The 21,323-nt window shown below is 37.7% G+C and carries 19 protein-coding genes; 18 read left to right on the forward strand and 1 reads right to left on the reverse strand.

Annotated features, from left to right (window positions below; all coding sequences use genetic code 11):
• Positions 1-51 precede the first annotated feature (51 nt).
• Positions 52-1,266, reverse strand: a complete 1,215-nt coding sequence (locus tag HNQ85_RS06455; RefSeq protein WP_181536923.1) for a threonine synthase — start codon at positions 1,264-1,266, stop codon at positions 52-54.
• Between the two features lie 710 nt (positions 1,267-1,976).
• On the opposite strand from HNQ85_RS06455, the gene HNQ85_RS06460 reads away from it, so the two are divergent.
• The 18 genes from HNQ85_RS06460 (at position 1,977) to helD (ending at position 20,792) form a co-directional block, all read left to right on the forward strand.
• Positions 1,977-4,034 carry a BglG family transcription antiterminator gene (locus HNQ85_RS06460; protein ID WP_181536924.1) on the forward strand — a complete coding sequence of 686 codons (2,058 nt, stop codon included), beginning with the start codon at positions 1,977-1,979 and terminating at the stop codon, positions 4,032-4,034.
• Between the two features lie 33 nt (positions 4,035-4,067).
• Positions 4,068-4,535, forward strand: coding sequence for a PTS sugar transporter subunit IIA (locus HNQ85_RS06465; RefSeq protein WP_181536925.1), 468 nt, complete (start codon positions 4,068-4,070; stop codon positions 4,533-4,535).
• Positions 4,536-4,549: 14 nt separating this feature from the next.
• Complete coding sequence (locus HNQ85_RS06470; protein ID WP_044747640.1) at positions 4,550-4,834, forward strand: PTS sugar transporter subunit IIB; 285 nt, start codon at positions 4,550-4,552, stop codon at positions 4,832-4,834.
• 84 nt (positions 4,835-4,918) lie between these two features.
• Positions 4,919-6,181 carry a PTS galactitol transporter subunit IIC gene (locus tag HNQ85_RS06475; protein ID WP_181536926.1) on the forward strand — a complete coding sequence of 421 codons (1,263 nt, stop codon included), beginning with the start codon at positions 4,919-4,921 and terminating at the stop codon, positions 6,179-6,181.
• A gap of 41 nt (positions 6,182-6,222) precedes the next feature.
• The gene (locus HNQ85_RS06480; RefSeq protein WP_181536927.1) at positions 6,223-7,254 is read left to right on the forward strand and encodes a zinc-binding dehydrogenase; all 1,032 of its coding nucleotides are present in this window, start codon (positions 6,223-6,225) and stop codon (positions 7,252-7,254) included.
• A 128-nt stretch (positions 7,255-7,382) separates the two neighbouring features.
• A complete protein-coding gene (locus tag HNQ85_RS06485; RefSeq protein WP_181536928.1) occupies positions 7,383-7,574 on the forward strand; it encodes a hypothetical protein in 192 nt (63 codons plus the stop codon).
• A 21-nt stretch (positions 7,575-7,595) separates the two neighbouring features.
• Entirely contained in the window at positions 7,596-8,648 is a 1,053-nt protein-coding gene (locus HNQ85_RS06490; RefSeq protein WP_181536929.1) for a galactitol-1-phosphate 5-dehydrogenase, read from the forward strand.
• Positions 8,649-8,992: 344 nt separating this feature from the next.
• The gene (locus tag HNQ85_RS06495) at positions 8,993-9,406 is read left to right on the forward strand and encodes a BlaI/MecI/CopY family transcriptional regulator (protein WP_181536930.1); all 414 of its coding nucleotides are present in this window, start codon (positions 8,993-8,995) and stop codon (positions 9,404-9,406) included.
• A 3-nt stretch (positions 9,407-9,409) separates the two neighbouring features.
• On the forward strand, positions 9,410-10,258 hold the full coding sequence (locus HNQ85_RS06500) for a M56 family metallopeptidase (protein WP_181536931.1): 849 nt from the start codon (positions 9,410-9,412) through the stop codon (positions 10,256-10,258).
• Between the two features lie 82 nt (positions 10,259-10,340).
• Positions 10,341-10,745, forward strand: coding sequence for a DoxX family protein (locus HNQ85_RS06505; RefSeq protein ID WP_181536932.1), 405 nt, complete (start codon positions 10,341-10,343; stop codon positions 10,743-10,745).
• Positions 10,746-10,874: 129 nt separating this feature from the next.
• The gene (locus tag HNQ85_RS06510; RefSeq protein ID WP_181536933.1) at positions 10,875-11,567 is read left to right on the forward strand and encodes a DsbA family protein; all 693 of its coding nucleotides are present in this window, start codon (positions 10,875-10,877) and stop codon (positions 11,565-11,567) included.
• 2 nt (positions 11,568-11,569) lie between these two features.
• Positions 11,570-11,983, forward strand: coding sequence for a disulfide oxidoreductase (locus tag HNQ85_RS06515; protein WP_181536934.1), 414 nt, complete (start codon positions 11,570-11,572; stop codon positions 11,981-11,983).
• A 476-nt stretch (positions 11,984-12,459) separates the two neighbouring features.
• Positions 12,460-12,879, forward strand: a complete 420-nt coding sequence (locus HNQ85_RS06520) for a hypothetical protein (protein ID WP_181536935.1) — start codon at positions 12,460-12,462, stop codon at positions 12,877-12,879.
• Between the two features lie 625 nt (positions 12,880-13,504).
• On the forward strand, positions 13,505-14,152 hold the full coding sequence (locus HNQ85_RS06525; RefSeq protein WP_181536936.1) for a cupin domain-containing protein: 648 nt from the start codon (positions 13,505-13,507) through the stop codon (positions 14,150-14,152).
• A gap of 778 nt (positions 14,153-14,930) precedes the next feature.
• Positions 14,931-15,806 carry an ABC transporter ATP-binding protein gene (locus tag HNQ85_RS06530; protein WP_181536937.1) on the forward strand — a complete coding sequence of 292 codons (876 nt, stop codon included), beginning with the start codon at positions 14,931-14,933 and terminating at the stop codon, positions 15,804-15,806.
• Between the two features lie 14 nt (positions 15,807-15,820).
• Positions 15,821-16,618 carry an ABC transporter permease subunit gene (locus HNQ85_RS06535; RefSeq protein ID WP_181536938.1) on the forward strand — a complete coding sequence of 266 codons (798 nt, stop codon included), beginning with the start codon at positions 15,821-15,823 and terminating at the stop codon, positions 16,616-16,618.
• A 4-nt stretch (positions 16,619-16,622) separates the two neighbouring features.
• On the forward strand, positions 16,623-17,300 hold the full coding sequence (locus tag HNQ85_RS06540) for a TetR family transcriptional regulator (RefSeq protein ID WP_181537014.1): 678 nt from the start codon (positions 16,623-16,625) through the stop codon (positions 17,298-17,300).
• Positions 17,301-18,425: 1,125 nt separating this feature from the next.
• Complete coding sequence (helD, locus tag HNQ85_RS06545; protein WP_181536939.1) at positions 18,426-20,792, forward strand: RNA polymerase recycling motor HelD; 2,367 nt, start codon at positions 18,426-18,428, stop codon at positions 20,790-20,792.
• Positions 20,793-21,323: the final 531 nt, after the last annotated feature.

The raw sequence follows: 21,323 nt of genomic DNA on the forward strand, positions 1-21,323 counted from the left end.
GTATCTATGACCAGTTTGAGACTGATTTGGTAAGAAACCCTTTCTCATTTTTTAAGACTCAGGTAAATGATCACCTGGTTGGAGGATTGGCACTTCGATACTCACGGTATGTGTATATTTCAATCCCATTCCTGTATTAAGAACAACAACTCTTTCTCCCTTGCGAATCCATCCTCTCTCGCGCAGGCGACGGGCAGCTAGAAATGCCGCAGCCCCTTCCGGACAAATAAAAGCCCCCTCGAGACTAGCAACGTTTCGTTGCTCATTCATAATGGCATCGTCTTCTACAGCAATTGCGCATCCATCTGTCTTGTACAGAGCATCCAATACGAGGAAGTCCCCCAAAGCTTTCGGCACATTAATCCCGAAAGCAACAGTCGAAGAATTTGGCCAGAATTCCGATACCTGTTTCTTTTCGTCCCAGGCTTTTACAATTGGAGCACAGTTTTGCGCCTGTACAGCCACCAGCCTTGGCATCTTTCCTTGCACCCATCCAAGATCCTGCAATTCTTTCAGTGCTTTATAAATCCCTATTAGCCCGACACCCCCTCCAGTCGGATATAAAATCACATCAGGGAGTTCCCAGGAGAATTGCTCCGCTATCTCCAATCCCATCGTTTTCTTGCCTTCAATACGGTAAGGCTCTTTGAGGGTAGAGGCGTCATACAAGTTTCGCTGCTGGATTGCTTTGCTGACTATGGCTCCTGCATCGCTGATTAAACCGTTTACCAAGTAAAGATCGGCTCCAGCGATGGCGCATTCGTTCCTTGTAATCGTAGGAGCATCCACTGGCATGACAACAGTCGCTTGAATCCCTGCCCTAGCTGCATAAAGGGACCATGCTGCTCCTGCATTTCCATTCGTCGGCATAGCCAACTTTTTGACTCCCAGTTCTTTTGCTTTTGATATGCCAACGGCTGCTCCTCTCGCTTTAAAGGTTCCTGTCGGAATCACCCCTTCGTCCTTCATATATAACTGCTCGATATCCATGTCTTTACCAAGTCGAGGCATAGGAAGAAGCGGTGTCATGCCTTCTCCTAAAGAAACGATATGCTCAGGATTTTCTACGGGTAATAATTCGTGGTACCGCCATAAGTTAGGCTCTCGGTTTGCGATCATTTCAGGAGTTAGGTCTTTATGTAATGCGTCAAGATTGTATGCGACAAGCAGAGGCGAACCGCACTCACATAGCTGATGCTTTTGATTTGTGTCATATGTTTTTTGACACTTCGGACAGTGTAAATGGGATACATAACTAAATGGCATGATACACTTTCTCCTTCGGTTTATTTATGTAAATAAAATTCTTCTAATCTTGCTTTTTTCAAGAATAGACGCTTATCAAAGGAAAGGTTGCTGAGCGTTCCTTTATTTCTATCATGAGATTACAAATTTTATATTTTTTAGAACGTAGAACGTGTTACAAAGCACATCATTCATGTATAAATGAACATAAACAGCTATCTAAATTGGCTTACTGGCTTGTAATAAAGATTTATTCTATTGATTTCATTCCGTTAAATCTTGATGTCTTGGAGAAGGAGTTCTGTATAACTACTTTTCTTTTTCCTATATGATTAATTTAACATAAAAACATATAAAACAGATAATTCATACTTGAATAGTATGTTTTTTGTTCGTAATCATATCATCATATTTATTGACTGTCAATATCTGAATGAAAAGGTTGTTATTGGACGGATTGACTAACACAGTAAATGACTAAAGCCCCGACCTAACTCGTTTTTCAAGGCGACTTTACTAGTAAAAAACTTTTTGAGTCTGTTTGTGATTCAATCGATGGTATGTTCTTTCTTCTGAAGGATAATTGGCGAATAAAAAAATCCTTATTGGCATATTTCTTTTTCAAAAGTAAATCACAATTTTGTATCGCACAAATTCAAAAAAAGGAATGAAAGCGTATCCATGGAATTGTTTACTAATGCTACAATGAACGTAAAGAAAGGAGGGATACCATGATGCTTGATGTCAGAAGTATCCATCTCTTAAGAGAGGTGATGCAGAATCCGAATATTAGTAGTAAAGAATTAGAAAAGAAATATCAGTTAAGTCGTAGACAGATTGGATACAGCTTCGAAAAAATAAATTTATGGTTAAAAAGTAAAAATATACCTAAAATTGAACGAACGAATAATGGTTACTTTCTTATCGATAAAAGTTTAAAATCTAAACTTGGTCTTGAAGAAGAATTTAGAGATGAGGATTTAAGCGAGTTATCCAAAATGCAACGAGTAAACATAATTTTGCTCATGTTATTAAGCAAAAATGAAGAACTTTCATTAGCTCATTTTACGAGTGAATTAAAAGTAAGCAAAAATACCGTGATGGATGACTTGAAAAAAGTAAAGAAAATGGCTAATCATTCTGGCCTTGAGCTTCGGTACTCGCGAAAACATGGATATCTAATAGAAGGAAAAGAGTTCAACATTCGCAAGTTATTGATATCCACAATAGACAAGGTTTTGAAAATGGATCGAGGAATCGAAAGAGTAAGACGAATTACTCAGTTATCAGATAAAGAAATAATGGAATTTAGAAGAAAGATTGAACAGGTGGAAAAATCATTAAATTTGAAGTTTACCGACGAAAAGATTGAAATCATGCCTTATATTTTACTTCTTATGTTAAGAAGAATTAAGCAAGGGATGCAAATTGGATCATTTTATATCAATTATAAAGAAATTTCGGATACAAAAGAGTATTTGGCTACTGAGGAAATTCTTCATGATGTTAAAGATGTTCCAGAAGAAGAGCGTCTCTTTATCACGCTACATTTACTCACAACGAATGTACATTGGTCAGAAGGATTGACAGAAGCAACGATTCCCAATTTAGTGCAAGCGTTGGATGAAATGCTTGTACTTTTTGAAAAAAATACATGCATTTTTTTGAAAGAGAGAGATCAGCTACTTCATAAGTTGCTTCTTCATATGAAACCAGCATATTACCGGATTAAGTATCACTTAACAGAAGCTAATGATATGTATGAAATGGTTAACCAAGACTTTAAAGAGCTTCATCATTTAGTGAAAAAGTCTATTCAACCATTGATTGACTTAATTGGATGTGAAATTCCAGAAAGCGAAGTCGTTTACTTAACGATATTAATCGGGGGATGGCTTACAAGGCAAGGAGAAAATATAAGTAAAAGAATGAAAGCAGTAGTTGTTTGTCCTAAAGGAGTTTCCATTTCCCGATTAATGTTCAGTACGTTAAGAGAATTGTTTCCAGAGTTTATATTTCTAGATTCATTATCAATTAGGGAATTCCAAGAGTATTCAATGGACTACGACATTGTTTTTGCACCAGTGTTTTTAGAAACAAAGAAAAAATTTTTTCTCGTGAATTCCTTTCTCGGATACGAAGAGAAAAAAAGATTACGTAAACAAGTAATGCTCGAATTATATGGATATGTGCCAAATGAATTAAACATAGAGGATATATTAGAAATTGTCGAAAAGCATTGTGTAATAAAGGATAGAAAAAACTTATCAAAACAGTTATTGGAGTACATTAATCAAAATCAGACAGCGGAGTTTAGCTACGGATTTAGTATAAAAAATCCAAATTTATATGAATTAATAACGCCTTCGATGATTACTTTGCGCCACTCGGTTCATTCTTGGGAGGAGGCGATTGAACTTGCCTCACAGCCATTATTAAAGAGGAATCATATTACAAAGCATTATATAGAGGCCATGATTCAGCGCTGTCATTATGATCCATATATTGTCATTGCTCCAAATACCGCGATCCCTCATGCTGCACCAGATGAAGGAGTAAACGAGATTTCAATGAGTTTGCTTCGGTTAAGGAGAGGAGTAACCTTTGCGACGGATTATTCGATACAGTTAGTGATTATTATCGCAGCGTTAGATAAAGATCGTCATCTTCGTGCCCTTACGCAGTTAATGAGGCTAGTAAGGAATGATCAAGATCGTCAGCAAATGATAAATGCAAAATCTGTTTATGAGATACACGAAATCATCAAAAAATATGCCGTTGATCAATAAATGTGCGTTTGAAAATATTGAGGTGAAAAATAGGTGTGTGAAATATACTTTGATGAATCATTAATTTTGAAGGACATAGATGTAAATAGTAGAGAAGAATTATTAAGAACAATGGCTACCAATCTGTTTAGAAAAGGATTAGTAAAAGAAAGTTTTATCGAAGCGGTTATTGAGAGAGAAAAAAATTTTGCTACGGGTCTACCTACAAGTAGCATATCTGTTGCGATCCCTCATACAGATTCAGAGCATGTCAATAAAAAAGCAATAAGTGTAGCGATATTAAAAGAACCAGTGAATTTTGGGGTTATGGGAGAGATCAACGTAGAAACTCCTGTTCAAATCGTCTTTATGCTTGCCATCGATAAGAAAGACTCTCATCTCGTTCTTCTTCAGAAACTAATGGAAATCTTTCAAAACGCAGAGGAATTGCAGTTTCTAATATTAGAAGAAAATAAGACAAACATAAAAAAACGCTTAACTAACCATTTACAAATACGATAAAAGGGGAGATTGACATGAAGAAAAAACAAGTATTAGTGGCATGCGGAGCAGGGATTGCCACATCTACAATTGTGAATAAGGAAATCGAAGAGATTTGCAAAGAAAACAATATTGAATGCGACATTGTTCAAATTAAAATCACTGAAGTAGGTTCATATGTCGATACAGCCGATCTATTAATTAGCACAACGATTGTTCAAACGGAATACCCGTTCCCAGTCATCAATGCACGAGCGTTTTTAACGGGAATTGGATTAGATGAAGTAAAAAAAGAAATATTGGAACAGTTAAAAAAATAATCTAGAGAATTTGATATAACACAATTTGGATTCCGTGATTTCCACATGGAATCCAAAAGTTCATCTTCGGAGGGGTTTAAAACGATGAAGGAATTTGTTCATGCGTTGCAATCATTTTTAGGTTTAGGTGCAACTGTTATTTTGCCAATTGCTATTTTCTTACTTGGTTTGCTATTTGGTCAAAAACCTGGAAAAGCTTTTAGAGCGGGTTTAACGATAGGTGTGGCATTCGTTGGAATTTTCTTAGTGGTAGATTTACTCGTAAGCAACTTAGGTCCAGCGGCCCAGGGGATGGTTGAGAGATTTGGAATTCAATTACATGTAATTGATGTTGGTTGGCCAGCAGCAGCTTCTATTTCGTGGGCTTCTCCCGTTGCGGCATTTATTATACCGCTTGGGTTACTAGTAAATGTTTTAATGCTGATCACCAAAACAACGAAAACAATGAACGTGGATATTTGGAATTTTTGGCATTATACGTTCATGGGGGCCATTGTTTATGCTTTATCAGGCAGTATCATTCAAGGATTAATTGCTGCGCTTTTATTCCAAATTGTATGTTTAAAAATTGCCGATTGGACAGCTCCGATGTTAGAGAATTACTTTGGATTGCCAGGAATATCGGTTGCTACCGGAAGTACGGTTTCTTATGCCGTTCTTGGAATTCCACTGGTGAAATTGATGCAAAAGATTCCTATCATTAAAAACTTAAATGCTGATCCTGAAACAATCCAAAAAAGATTCGGAATATTCGGGGAACCAATTTTTATGGGGCTCATTCTTGGTTTAGCTTTAGGTTTACTTGCCGGTTATTCCGTTGGCGATACGATTAAAATTGGTATGTCAATGGCAGCCGTTATGGTTCTTATGCCTAGAATGGTGAAAATTTTAATGGAAGGGCTTATGCCTATTTCGGAATCAGCACGTCAATTGCTTCAAAAGAAATTTGGTGCTCAAAACATTTATATTGGACTTGATGCGGCTGTTGCCATTGGTCATCCAGCCGTTATTTCAACAGCGTTAATTCTCGTTCCGATCACAGTGGTTTTAGCTGTAATTTTACCAGGTAATAATGTGCTTCCATTCGGTGACTTAGCAACGATTCCCTTTATTGTTGCATTTATAGTTGGCGCTTCACGAGGGAATATTGTTCATTCTGTGATTGTTGGCACCGTTATGATTGCTTTATCCCTTTACATGGCCACAGATCTTGCGGATCTTCATACACAAATGGCTATAGATGCTAAATTCCATATGCCTGAAGGAGCAAGCGAAATATCTAGTATCGACCAAGGTGGTAACTTCATTAACTACGTAATCTATAAGTTTTTTGCTTTAATCAATTAATCTTTTTCATCGTATATCCAAAATGGAGAGGAGGACGTAAAATGAAAGCTTTAGTCAAAAAAGAACTAGGATTTGGCAATCTAGAGATTGTAGATGTGGAAGAACCGAAAGTAGGCAAAGACCAAGTTAAAATATTAGTGAAATATAGTGGGATATGTGGCACCGATATTCATACGTATGAAGGACATTATAAAGTGAAGGCGCCTGTTATTTTAGGGCATGAATTTTCAGGGGAAATAGTAGAAGTCGGTGAAAATGTGACAGAATTTAAACCAGGAGACAGAGTAACGTCAGAAACGACTTTTTACATTTGTGGAACATGCATTTACTGTCGATTAGGAGATTACAATTTATGTAGCAGTAGAAAGGGATTAGGAACACAACAAAATGGTAGCTTTGCTAAGTATGTAATTGCTAGAAAAGAAAGCATTCATAAGCTTCCTGAACATGTAGATTATGTATCGGCTGCTATGACTGAGCCACTTGCATGTGCGCACCATGCAGTTGCGAAAGCGACCATTAAGGAAGGAGATGTTGTTGTTGTTTTAGGTCCTGGACCAATTGGGTTGCTTACGGCTCAAATAGTAAAAACGTATGGAGCGACCGTTATCATTACTGGATTGTCTACGGATCAACTTCGTCTAGAAAAGGCGAAAGAATTAGGAATGGATTATGCTGTTAATATTCAAGAAGAAGACATAAGCAGTGTTGTAAAAAGCTTAACAGATGGGTACGGTGCTGATGTTGTTTTTGAATGCACAGGGGCTGTTTCAGCGGTGAATATGGGGCTAGATTTATTGAAAAAGAAAGGGCAATTTATACAGGTAGGTATTTTTGCAAAATCTGAGATTCCTATTGACTCGGAAAAGATTATTCAAAAAGAAATCACGATGGTCGGATCGAGAAGTCAAAAACCGAGTGACTGGGAACCGGTATTAGCATTAATGAATGAAAAGAAAGTGAATGCCAAAGCGCTTGTTACGCATCAATTTAGTATTGCCCAATGGGATGAAGCGTACAAGGTAATTAAAAGTGGAGAAGCCATTAAAGTGTTGTTAACACCTATCGATTAATGGAAACAACAGTAGTGTCTTTGAATATCAATGACGGGATATATGAAATCCAAACAGATATGTATAAAGGAATCGTCATTTTTATAGCTGTCTAGGAGTTAAATGAGAAGGGGAGGCGGGCGGCATTTATGATTGAAAAGATTCTTGATGTTGTACTTGGACCGTATGGGAGAATGGTGGGGGATTTTTATGTTCAACATCAGATGCTGATGAATACTATTGTTGTAGGTTTAGCATTAGCCTCTAAATTTTATTTAAAACATAAAATATCTACCCAATCCAATCTTTCTGTTAAGACGACAGGAGGTAAGGAACGATAAACAGAAAGGATGTAAAAGGTAATGAAGGCATTAACGTTGCATGGAAAAAGAGATTTACGATACGTAGAGTTAGAGGAACCAGTTATTGAGAAAAGTGATGAAGTGATAATCAAAGTAAAAGCGGCAGGTATTTGTGGTTCTGACTTATCAAGATATGCCAAGTTAGGCCCTTATGTTGAAGGAATGATATGGGGACATGAGTTCAGCGGTGAAGTCGTTGCGATCGGATCTGACGTCAGCCATGTTAAAATCGGTGACCGTGTGGCAGGATGTCCGACACTTTATTGTGGAAAGTGTGATAGTTGTAAAAAAGGATTGCTGTCGCAATGTGAAAAATTAACCGTAATTGGAGCTAGGCATCCTGGAGCGTTTGCCGAGTATGTAAAGCTCCCTGTAGAAAATGTACTCCCTATACCCGAAACGATTGATTTTGATACTGCTGCATTTATAGAGCCATCAGCTGTAGTGGCACATGGGTTTTACCGAACTACCATACAGCCTGGCGCGGATGTTGCCGTAATGGGATGTGGAAGTATTGGATTATTAGCTATTCAGTGGGCTAAAATTTTCGGTGCTAGTAAGGTGTATGCAATCGACATTGATCATAAGAAATTAAACATGGCAAAAGAAGTCGGTGCAGATGCTGTTATCCATTCAGTAGAAAAATCGGCTTATGAACAGTTAATGGAATTAACGCATGGAAATGGGGTTGATTTAGTCATTGAGTCAGCTGGTTCTCCTGTTACATCTGCTCAAGTGTTTGCGCTAGCGAAAAAAAGAGGGCAAGTCTTGTTTTTGGGTATCCCCTACTCAGACGTAAACATCGAACGATTTTATTTCGAAAAAATCGTAAGAAATGAGTTAACTGTACTAGGATCTTGGAATGCGATCTCAGCTCCATTTCCAGGTAAAGAGTGGAGTACAACCATTCAATGCATGGACAAGGGACAAATTAATGTAAAACCATTCATCACTCATCGTGTTTCTCTTATAGAGGGACCAGAAATTTTTGAAAAAATCATAAACAAAAACGGATTTTTCGGAAAGGTTCTCTTCTATCCAGAAATATCATAATAAATAGTTATTAATAATCGAACTGACCATCGCTAGTAGGAACAAATCGTTCAATAATTAGTGATAAGATCAATCAAGAATCCTAGTAGAAGCAGTCCAGCAATAGTATCATTCATCCCATCTTCTCGCCTCCAGCTTTTATTTTATTATATTTTCTCACGCCATTGATCAATCATTCCATTTCTTTTTAAGAATCATTTAAACTTAGATTTCGAACAGAAAGTTCTAAGTTAATAGAGATTTTATCCAGGCAGCTACCTTTTTTCTTTTGAGATGTTTTTAAGATGAATCCTTGACTGCATAAACACCTTACACTACAATGATTAGTGTGAGGTGTTTCTATGATGAAAATACAAAAATTCAAATTTCATGAGAGGGGTTTGAACCGCTTTTTTGGTCCGCTTGAAGCAAAGATTATGGATGTTTTGTGGAACGGTGCGGAAATGACTATTAAAGATGTTCAACAGGTGTTAGAGAGAGAAAAGCCTGTTAATTTTAATACGGTTATGACAGTAATGAATCGTTTAGTCGAAAAGGGAATTCTGCAAAAAAGAGTAGAAGGTAGAACATCTTTATATCAACCTGTTCTTTCAAAAGAAGAGTTTTTTGACATACAATCAAAAGAATTGACTCATGAGCTCATTGACGAATTCGGTTCTCTTGTTGTGAATCATATGCTGGACGCTTTAGAAGAAGTCGATCATGAGCTTATTGAAAAGCTGGAACAAAAAATAAAAGAATTAAAAAAGGAAAGATAATGTATGTCGAAAAATCCGTCAAAAGTAATTTTTATAACGTGTACATTTATTGCAGGAACTATTCTTTTTCAAATGGGAATGTACATACTGTATGTTTTGTTGGACTGGGACCTAAAGTTTAACCTTATTCAAGTATGCCACAGTGTGGCGAGGTCTCTTGGACTATCTTCCATTGAATATATGTTAGATGCTCTAGTTTTTTATACTGTATTTTTATCTATCTGGAAGATTGGAAAGCAGCTTTTTACAGCTAACAAAATTTATAAAAGGCTTGCTATATACCGACACGAACAGCTGACTCAAGAAATTAATCGTAAATACAACGAGGGAAATCAAGATTTTACGGTAATATCTTGCTCTGCTCCAATCGCGGTTACAATGGGATTTCGAAATCCCAAAATGATACTTTCAACAGGTCTGGTGAATCTTCTGGATAACAATGAGTTAGAGGCGGTCATTTATCACGAGTTGTATCATAAAAAACATAGGGATCCTTTAAAAATATTTTTATTATCCCTGTTTGCATCGATTATGTGGTATATTCCGATTTTAAAGTGGCTTCACCAAAAGTATAAAATCGTAAGAGAAGTTTTGGCTGATCACTATGCCATCAATAGGCAGGGAACTTCAGTAGATTTAGGCAGTGCCTTATTAAAGATGCTGAAAACAGGAAATCGAGCAAACATGCCTTTTTCATATGTCTCGTTTGCAGATACATCAATCAATTACAGGATTAAATATATACTTGATCCTCAAACCGAAATTCCTTTAAAGCTTCCGTTTATGCTAACCATTACATCCATCTATGTATTTTTAATGTTATGTATCTTGTTTCTCATTACTTTAATTTAAATTTTTTTAATGTGTTACACTACATAATGTAGTTTAATATAAATTTCTAATTGATCTTTATATAAAAGAGGAGGAAATAAAATTGATTAAAAACTTAGAATTAGGGTCTTTCATTATCCGTCTAGTGTTAGGTATAACTTTTTTGATTCATGGACTTACGAAATTTCAAGGCGGTATCGAAAATACGGCAGGCTTTTTTAGTAGCATAGGATTACCGGGATTTTTGGCTTATCTAGTAGGAGGAATTGAACTTATTGGTGGCATTCTTTTAATGCTTGGATTAGGGATACGGATCATTGCGGGTACCTTTGCCGCAATTATGGTAGGAGCGATCTTTACGGTAAAACTGAAGAGTGGTTTTGTTGGAGGGTATGAATTCGACTTGGCTTTGCTAGCTATGTCTTTACACCTTTTGTTAAGCAGTAATCAGTTCCTTGCGATGGATAATGTGTTCGTGCGTCGCGAATCCGAAAGTCAGAGTACGTAATTTTACCAATCTTTCATTATTATTTGTTCCGTTTCCAAACGAATAAACTTCTAGATTCTGTGTTGGAATTAGGAATTACCTTATGACTAAAAGTCATGGTCTTACAAAGTATATTAAAGGGGTGAATACATGACAAAGTCGAAGAAAAAATCAATATCTACATCCAATCAATCATCCAAATGGATTTTCTGGGTTGTTGGTTTATTTAGTGTATGTGTGCTCGGTTTCATTTTTTTAGGGAATTTACCTGAAAAGGAAGCAGCCATTGATTATGAAGGTCAGCCTTACTTAGGAAAAAAATCGGCTCCGGTTCAAATTGTCGAGTTCGGCGATTATAAATGCCCTGTTTGTAAGAACTTTAACAAATCATTCTTTCCTCTGATTAAGAAGGAATTCATTGATACGGGTAAAGCTAAATTTTATTTTATGAACTATTCGTTTATAAATGTTGACTCTATTCGTGCCGCTCAATTTGCAGAAGCGGTCTATCAAAAACTTGGAAACGATGCATTCTGGAAATTCCATGAACTTTTATATAGTAAGCAACCGGAAGATGCTAAATATGAGAAAATGGACATTTTTACGGAATCTTTCCTTGAAGACACTTTAAAAGAAGTTGCCAGCGATGAGGAAACGGAAAAAGTGGTGAGGGCCTTCCAAGAAAACCAGTCTAAAGACGCTTGGGATAAAGATATGTCTTATGTGAAAAAACTGGGAGTTACTGGGACACCCACATTATTTATTAATGGAAAAAAGTTTGAAGGAGAGACGATCGAGGATTTTAAAGAAATGGTAGAAGAAGCGGCAAAGGAGAATTCGTAACGATGAATAAGCCGTTCATTTTTGCTTGGATTACAGCCATCGTAGCTACATTAGGAAGCTTGTTTTTTAGCGAGGTTATGCACTTTGTCCCCTGTACTCTTTGTTGGTACCAGCGGATTTTAATGTACCCGTTGGCGATTTTACTTGCAATCGCCTTTTATCGTAACGATCAAGCCGTTTATAAGTATGTGCTTCCTTTTTCTATCATAGGAATGATCGTGTCAAGTTACCATTACGGCCTGCAAAAAATTCCTTTTCTAAAGAAATTTGAAATGTGTACAAGTGGAATTCCATGTTCGGGACAATATATTAACTGGTTAGGATTTATTACGATTCCGTTATTGGCATTCATTGCTTTTACTATTATTACGATCATGATGCTAATACTTCGGAAACAATCTTTAAAAAACAGATGAAATGAAGAAGGGTCTGATCCAAAAGTTTTATGTGTCTTTTGGAGTCAGACCCTTTCTTTTGATAAATAGGCTAGTTGTCAAGCCTTTGTAAAAATCGATTCCTGATACACTGTATATTTTATGAACGTCTAATGAAAAAGGGTCGGAAAGATAGAGTTTTTAATCACAGGAATTGTTTAGAGATGGGAAAAACGGCATTAACCAAAGACCGGAAGAGTGGTTTCTACTTTTCAACATAACATCTATTTTGTTACATTCAAAAGAACCTTATTTCACTTTATCTTTGTTTGGTAAAAAACTTTTTACATCGATGGTTAATATGTACGACGAAGGTCATGACGATGAAATTACGACACGAATTCAAATTATCGGCAGTTAATTGGTGGTCATTTAGGCTATGGATAAGTTTCATATAAGGACAGTACAACATACTAATAATTTAGGTATTTATTAAGATGAAGGAGGCGATTTTTTGAATGTATAATCAGCCACTGTATGTTTCATATATGAATCATTATCAGCAACCATATTATTATAATTTACAAAATTCTGGTTATGAATTATTTGATGAAATAAGAGATGTTGATGATGATGTGTATCGACCTGATGATGCTGAGGATGCTCCAACAACACCACCACCATCACAAATGCCATCCTTACCAGCAACGTTTTCTGCTACTGTACAGACTGAGCAAATGAGGACGCGGATGTGTAATTGTTTAGGTAAATGGGGATTCTTAGGATTAAGACTGCCAGGACCTCTCGGAAGGGATTTTTGGTTTTACCCAACTGAAATTAGAAAAAATGGAGTATCTGGATATATATGGAGGGGAGGGCGTCGCCGAAAAGTAAGTTACAGATATTCACAAATAAGAAACTTTATGTGTTTTGCTTAAAGGAATGGCCAGATAAATTATTTTTAAAGAAGAGGACATCCTTCTTCTTTTTATATCCTCTTGAATTAACATAAATATCTTATCAGCAATCAAAACCCCTCAGATTTCTAGAATTTGAGGGGTTTTCTGCAAAGATATAGAAATATAGAAAAACCTCCCTCCTTAGAAGCTAATCTAAGGAGATTAAAATCGATTTTAGAGTGTATACTATAACCATTCTTTTCGGAAGTTGCTCATCCCCTCCCCCTTGGTGCCCAAGGGGTTTCAGCTTATTGCCATATATCGTATATGCAGGATTTTATCCCTTGTTGATCCATCAATGTTTTCGTCCTCTGAAGAAGCTTGGTGGCTGCATAAAAAAAGGGTTTCATACAATAAGTCATTTGGTTTGGAGGTACAAAACTGAGGAATACAACAGCAAATTCAACTTGTTATCTCACATTAAATAGCAATAAAAAACCATAGTGGAATGAACATACAATGTGGTCATATTTTTACTTTTTCTATCTTGGCGAACCGCGTACTAATTCATTTTTAATAACTACAGCACACCGAACTAATTGTAAGGAAATAACATACCTATAAAGTTTATTTTTATACCTAATAAAAGAGGTGAAGAAAATTTATGGTTTCATATATGGATTACACATCTCCATCAACTCAATACACTTTTGACGTAAATAAAAGTCCCTTGTTCAAAAAAGATAACAAAAACTATATTAACATATTAGGTGTGAGACAGTTGAATACATTGGAAAATGTGTCTCTGCTAGACATTTTCCTAAGTGCTAATAATGTCGTAGAACCGCATTATCACCAAAATGCAGCCGAGCTAGTCTATTGTATTTCTGGTGCTGCTACTGTATCGATGCTGAACCCATTTACAAAACAAATTCTCAGTTATTCTATTACACCCGGACAAGTGGCAAACGTTCCAAGAGGTTGGTGGCATTATGAAGTAGCTGAAGTTGATAACACTCATCTTTTGGCCATTTTTGATGCACCAACTCCAGAAGTGATTTTAGGTTCTGACATCTTAACATTTACTCCTGCAAATATTATGTCGCATACCTATTGTCTCGATGAAAATCAATGGAAACAAGCAATTGCACCAGTTCAACCCACCACATATATAGGGCCATACAAGAACTGCGACAGAGCAAAGGAAAATATACCTCATCAATATTTAAATCAACAGTATCAACAGCGTCAATATATTCAACCACACCAACAACTCCCTTACATCCCTCAGTATCAGCAATATTGGGGCTAACAGATAAACCAGTACAACGATTGGCATGGAAAATCCATGTCTTTTTTGTGTCACCATTTGTGAAAGAAAAAGAACGATATTTCCCTGATAATGTTGTCATATGAAAGACGAGGGAGAAGAATCAGCGGCAACTTATAAAAATTCTTTTTCGCAGGAGTTGGTAGAAGCGATACGGCGCGAAGAAGAGAAAAGTGATTAAGCGAAATTTTATAAAAAGCCTCTTCAGGTTGCACTGGAGAGGTTTTCACGTTTTTGCTTTTATGTAAATCCAAAATGATAACGGAAAATGGTGAGCCAGTTGTTCTTAAAGTATGGGGTGAATAAAGTAAAACAACGTCTGAAACATATGAGATGAGTAATTATTTTGCGTAAGATAAGAAAATTACTTCAGGATAACAATGGAGTTTCTTTTCCAAAAAGAAATTTTGGAACAGAGCGGGGGAAGGTTTGGAAGGGTTGGAGTGCATGATATATGTGGGGCTTCATCGGTCCAGACCATACGTTGACAGGTTATCTACTATCATTGTTACAACTAGGACTTATCCTGTTACTGATGAAATAGCACTTGCAGTTGTGGAAATTATTTTTAATGATGTGTGCCTCGCGTGAAAGCACATTGAGGGATGAGAACGAATGGATTATGTCATGTTCTTAGTAGGGATTGCCTTCAATCATGTCGCTTTTTTATAAAATATATTGACTTAATAGTCAATATTTCTATATAATGGAGTTGACTCGTAAGTCAATTGATACAAAGCCGCCCAAAGGAGGGGAATGTATGAAAATTGTAGACATCAAGAATTTGACCAAGACTTATAAAAAGAACCGGGGAATTATTAACCTCACATTTTCGATTGAAGAAGGAGAAATTTTTGGGTTTATTGGTCCGAACGGAGCAGGGAAAAGCACAACCATTCGGACGCTTTTAAATTTCATTTATCCGACCAGCGGGAGTGCGACTATTTTCGGAAAAGATATCGTCAAACACTCAAAAGAAATCAGACAAAACGTGGGTTATTTGCCGTCTGAAGTTCATTATTACGATGATATGAAGGTGATCGACTTATTAAAATACTCCGCTGGATTTTACAAAAAATTCAATTCGAAGAGAATGAAAGAGCTGGCGGAAAGACTTGACTTGGATCTTCATAGAAAAATTGAGGACCTTTCATTTGGAAACCGAAAAAAGGTGGGGATTGTTCAGGCGCTGCTGCATGAGCCAAAACTTCTTATATTGGATGAACCAACAAACGGACTCGACCCACTGATGCAAAACACCTTTTTTGAACTTCTTACAGAGGAAAGAGAGAAGGGGACAACGATCATTTTCTCCTCCCATATTCTTTCTGAAGTACAAAAGATGTGTGATCGGGTCGCCATTATTAAGGAGGGGGAGCTTATTAAAGTAGAAACGATTGAAAATCTTACGAAGAACAATTTGAAAAATATCACGATTACTTTTGAACAATCGGAGCCAATCGACTTCGATCTGGAAGGAGTAGTTAAGAAAGAAGTGAACGGGAACGAAATGACATTGCTTTACAGAGGAGATATGAAGGCGCTTCTAAATAAATTAAATACCCTGCCGGTTCAGGATCTAATAATCGAAGAGCCGACTCTCGAAGAAGTATTTATGCATTACTACGAGAAGTGAGGGAGGGATCAATAATGATTTTCAAAAGAGAGCTTAAACGAAATTTAAAATCTTTGATTATTTGGAGCATCGTGCTCAGCGGTCTTATTTTAATGACGTTAAGTATTTTTCCTCAGTTTGCCGAGCAGCAAAAAGAAATGACAAAACTGCTTGAGGCCTATCCGGAACCCATTAAAAAAGCGTTTGGAATGAATGAGTTAAACATGGGGGATTTGATGGGTTTTTACGGGGTAGAAATTTATATGATGACTACTCTATTAGGAAGCATATACTCGGCCATTCTTGCATCCAATATTTTGGCGAAGGAAGAAAATGAAAAAACGATCGAATTTTTACTTTCAAAGCCTGTCACAAGAAGCCGAATCGTAACAGAAAAACTTCTAGCCGTTTTTGTAAATATTTTGATCTTGAATGGGGTTTCGACGATCACAAGCATGATTGGATTTCAATTTGCAAAAGAATCAGATGTTCCGATAGACACATTTAGTTTACTAATCGTCGCAACCATTTTGCTTCATTGGACATTCGGTGCTATTGCGTTTATGTTGTCATCGATCTTGAAAAAGACAAGAAGCATCCTTTCCGTCTCACTTGGGGTTGTCCTAGCTGCCTACTTTATGAATGTGATGGCAGGCATATCGGAAGACTTAGAGTTCCTGAAATATTTCAGCCCGTTTAAATATGTGGACGCTGCTGCCATTATTAATGATAACGCGATTGAGCCTCTATATATTTTTATAATGGCTGCGGTCATTTTGATTAGTATATTCACTTCATATATGGTATATAAAAAGAAGGATATTGCAGTCTGATTAAATAAAATTAGAGGTGTTCGAATTGTATTCAGCTTTTGAAAAGCAACCCCAAGAAAAAAAAGACTTGATTATCAAAGTGGCCATTGAGGAATTTGTGAAGAATGGTTATGAAAAAGCCTCTACAGATGTCATTACGAGGCGGGCGGGAATTTCCAAAGGGATTCTTTTCCATTATTTTAAGAGCAAGAAAAACTTATACCTTTATTTAGTGAATTATGTGAAGGACCATCTGACGGAAATATCAATGGAAGAGTTAAGAGAAATTCAATGTGATGATTTCTTTGAAAGAATCAAAGAAATCGTATTATTGAAACAAAAGGTGACGGCTCAGTATCTCCAAGAAACGCAGTTTATTACAGATGCCTTCACCAATCCTCCAGTGGCAGTAAAGAAGGAAATGGAAGAAATCATTAAGAAATACTACGAAACATACCAAGAAGACTTTTTGCTAGAGCATGTTTATGTTAAAGACCTGATCCAAACGGAAAAACTTAGAGAGGATATTTCCGTTGATACTGTGATCAGCATGACAATGTGTATCGTTGAACAGCTGTCTAATAAGTATTTAGCGCTATACAAAAATAAGCAAATCGATATCATGAATAGTACGGAGTCTTTGATAAAGGAACTGAATGAATATCTTAAGATTGTGAAATATGGGATCTATAAACCGGAATAACATTTTTTGTGCCTTTTTCCCGTAGCGAAAAGCTGCGGGATTTTTGCATATTAGTGGTAGTTTTTGGAGAGAAATCAGTTAATTGCCTTGGAACATGGACTTACAAGTGTTGAAGCTGATGTAAGGCTTGTTGACGATGATAATGGAGAATTACGTCCCAACATTAAAGTCCTTTTATCTTGATTGTTGAGGGTAAGAATCAAGCGATGGTTATGAGCAGGATTTTCTTTTATGGGTTGAAATTAAATCCAAGGGCGAGATTATATTATCAAGAAATGCTTACAAAATTTACACCTTCTATAGTAAAGCCCTATGAGGTAACTGTTTGTAGTTCGGGGAATCGTTCACGAACTTTGATGGAGAACCAGCTTATTATGGATGAAAGAGCTCTCTTAGTTCATTCTCTTCTGAAAAACTTATTTCCAGTCATCAGTAATAACTTGAAAAAGCATTTTACCTAGATGGGTGATGGTGAGATGTCGAAAGAGGAACGTGAGAAACTTGTAAACAATCGTTTTAACCGCTCATGCCAACGTTAAAATAGTTCGCTTTCTGGCTACAAGTAAATTCTTCCTTATTCCACAATTGGGCCATTTAATTGAATAACACTTGGTAGTTAATTTGGATATTTGGCAGGAATGAAAGAACTAGAAAAAAGCCTAAAAAAATTTTGTTAATAAGCTTGCAAGATGTCGACAAATCCTTTTAAAAATAAAGACTGAAAAGAAATGGAGAAGATCTTTAATGAAAGTAGTAATGAAGTTACAGAATGAGGCTCTAGATGAAATTAAACTCGTGAATAACTGTATTATGCTAGATATGTTCTCTGAAGGATTTCTCAATAAATATGATTCATCTAACCTTACTTTAACTGATCGTATATTTGGATATCATTTTTTGTGAGTCAATTGTCTTGTTAAATAGTTTTTTTTCTTTAAATTGGCAACAAGTACGATCATAGCGGCGGTAGTGTTAAATACATTGATAAAATTGAGAAACTATGATAAATTAGTATAGAAACACATTTTATTCATTAATTTAAAAATAATATCCCAATTTTAATTATACAGCATAAATCCCCTTCAGTCAACCCCAATTTTTCATTTTTTTAAAGGAGTGATTGATATGAATACAGAACATCGGCAGGAGCAAGAACGATTGGACAGCATAATGGAGACAATTACGGAGCAAATCGGCATGCTGGAAGACGAAACCAGCCGGCGTCGGAAAGAAGTGATTGATTTCCGCAAACATTTTTGGGATGACGTCAAGGTGAATACAGATACGTTCGATGATTATCTTGAGACGATCATCGCATTGAGACAACAGGCGCAGAACCTGTCTGTGAGCCAAAGCACCCACAGACAAGCCTTCAAGAGATTGTCCACCCTGCGCCGCATGCAGGAGGTGCCTTATTTCGGCCGAATCGATTTCATTGAAGAAGGGGATTCCGCCGCCGAACGAATCTATATCGGCATCTCCACGCTCACGGATACAAGCGGAGAGAACATCCTTATCTACGACTGGCGGGCGCCGGTCTCGAGTGTCTACTACGATTACGCTCCCGGCCCGGCAGAATATGCTACTCCCGGAGGCACAGTCCGTGGCACACTGGAGAAAAAATGGCAATATATCATCCGCGGCGGCGTTATCAAATCGATGTTCGATACGAGTCTCACCATTGGAGACGAGATTTTACAGCAGGTGCTTGGCAAAGTCACAGACAAACATATGCACAACATCGTGGCCACCATTCAAAGGGAACAAAATCGGATCATCCGGCACGATCGCGGGCGGCTGCTCATTGTTCAAGGCCCCGCTGGCAGCGGCAAGACATCGGCCGCCCTGCAGCGGATCGCTTACTTGCTCTACAAGTATCGGGATAGTCTGAAATCCGATCAAATCATTCTATTTTCACCTAATTCGATGTTTAACAGCTACGTATCCAATGTGTTGCCCGAACTCGGCGAAGAGAATATGCAGCAGGTCACATTCCAGGAATACTTGGATCATCGGCTGAGCAAAGAATTTCAAGTCGAGGGTCCATACGAGCAATTGGAATATGTGTTGACTGCAGCGGATGACCCTTCGTACCGGACTAGGATTGCGAGCATCCGACTCAAGGCATCGACCCGTTTTTTCGAGACGATCAAAACATATTGGAAGTCGCTGGAATTATCCGGCATGTTATTCAAAGATATTATATTCAGAGGAAAACCGATCGTCACCGCCAAACAAATCGCGGAAAGATTTTATAGCAGCGACACCTCGCTCCGCTTTCACAACAGACTTGAGAAGTTGACGGATTGGCTAAACAAGCAAATAGATGAAGCTGAGAAGCTTGAACGGACCAAGCCATGGGTACAGGAAGAAATCGAGCTGCTTAGCAACGAGGATTACCATAAGGCTTATACCCACTTACGGAAAAAACGCGGCTTTAAAGGAGAATCGTTAGACAATTATGAGAACGAGATCGAAGCGCTAGGCCAATTGATCGTTCGCCAGAAGTTGAAGCCGTTGCGCAAATGGATCCGGACGCTTCGTTTCATCGACATGAAGGGAATATACAAGCAACTTTTCGCCGATCCAACGCGGATCAAACGGTGGATGGAGGGGAAAACACCCGAGAAGTGGGAGGATATTTGCCTATCGACTGTGAAAATGCTAGACGAAGGCAAACTGTTTTACGAAGATGCAACTCCGTTTTTATTTTTGAAAGAGCTGATTCAAGGCTTTCAGACGAACGTCTCGATCAAACACGTGCTTGTAGACGAAGCGCAAGATTATTCTCCGTTTCAATTCGAGTTTTTGAAATGTTTGTTTCCTTCGGCAAGGATGACCGTGCTCGGCGACTTTAACCAGGCGATATTCGCCCATGCCAGCGAAACGGTCAATTTTCATACACTTACCAGCTTATACGGACCGGATGAAACGGATGTGATAACCTTGACCCGCAGCTACAGATCCACAAGACCGCTCGTCGAATTTACGCGCGGACTCGTGCCTGATGGTGAGCGGATTATTGCTTTTGAGCGCGACGGCGATAGACCTGTGCTGACGCAATTGTCCAATCATGCCGAACTGCACCGCTGCATTGCTTCCAAAGTCGCGGACTTGCGGAAACGGGGGTATAATACGATCGCGATTATATGCAAATCTGCTGCGGAAAGCACCGCCGCATATGAAGCACTGAAAAGCGTTGAAGAAATTAAACTCGTGAAGAGCGGCACTACCGAATATGAACAAGGTGTTGTCGTCATACCGGCGTATTTGGCCAAAGGCATCGAATTCGACGCCGTCATCATTTATAACGCATCGTCGCAAGTATACGGCGATGAGAGCCTGCGCAGATTGTTCTACACCGCCTGCACCCGGGCTATGCATTACTTGCAGCTTTACAGTGTAGGCGAACCGAGCCCCTTTTTGCGCTATGTTGCGCCGGGGAGTTTACTTCTGATCCAGAGTGAACACGGGACTGGTCGGGAGTCTTAATGTACCACTGTAATTAAAAATAGAAAATGGGGTTTTGCCATTATTAAATTGAATAATCCAAAATTAACTGACCATTCTATCAGAAACTTAAACGGAGGGATTAAAGTGGAGAAAGAACAATCAGGAGTCAACGACTATTGTGGTTCAGGAAGTTTTCCCGAAAAGCCAGCTCGGTACTTAATGTAAATTCGTGTGAAATAAAATCATGATTGGAGTTATATATAACTGATTAATTGTTTCGACATAGTGAAAATCTATCAATGTACTGTGTGACTGTGGTCAATCCTTAAATAACAGACAATCATAAATTCAGCATTAAGATGCAATAGAGATCTATTGTTTTGGCGAGCAGTGCCTGTGCATTGTGATTCCAAGAGTAGACAGTATAAATTCAGTTAATGCGAAGAAATTAGGACTAAATGGCGCTAGTTCCTTTTGTTTTCTCGTTATGACTTTAAGCTAAACATAAGACGGCTTCTTGTGGAAATCAAGACAAGGAGCGCTTCAGAAGCGACTCATCGCACGAAGGAA

Source organism: [Anoxybacillus] calidus (assembly GCF_013760845.1).
In the GTDB taxonomy this organism is placed as follows: Bacteria; Bacillota; Bacilli; order Bacillales; family Anoxybacillaceae; genus Paranoxybacillus; species Paranoxybacillus calidus.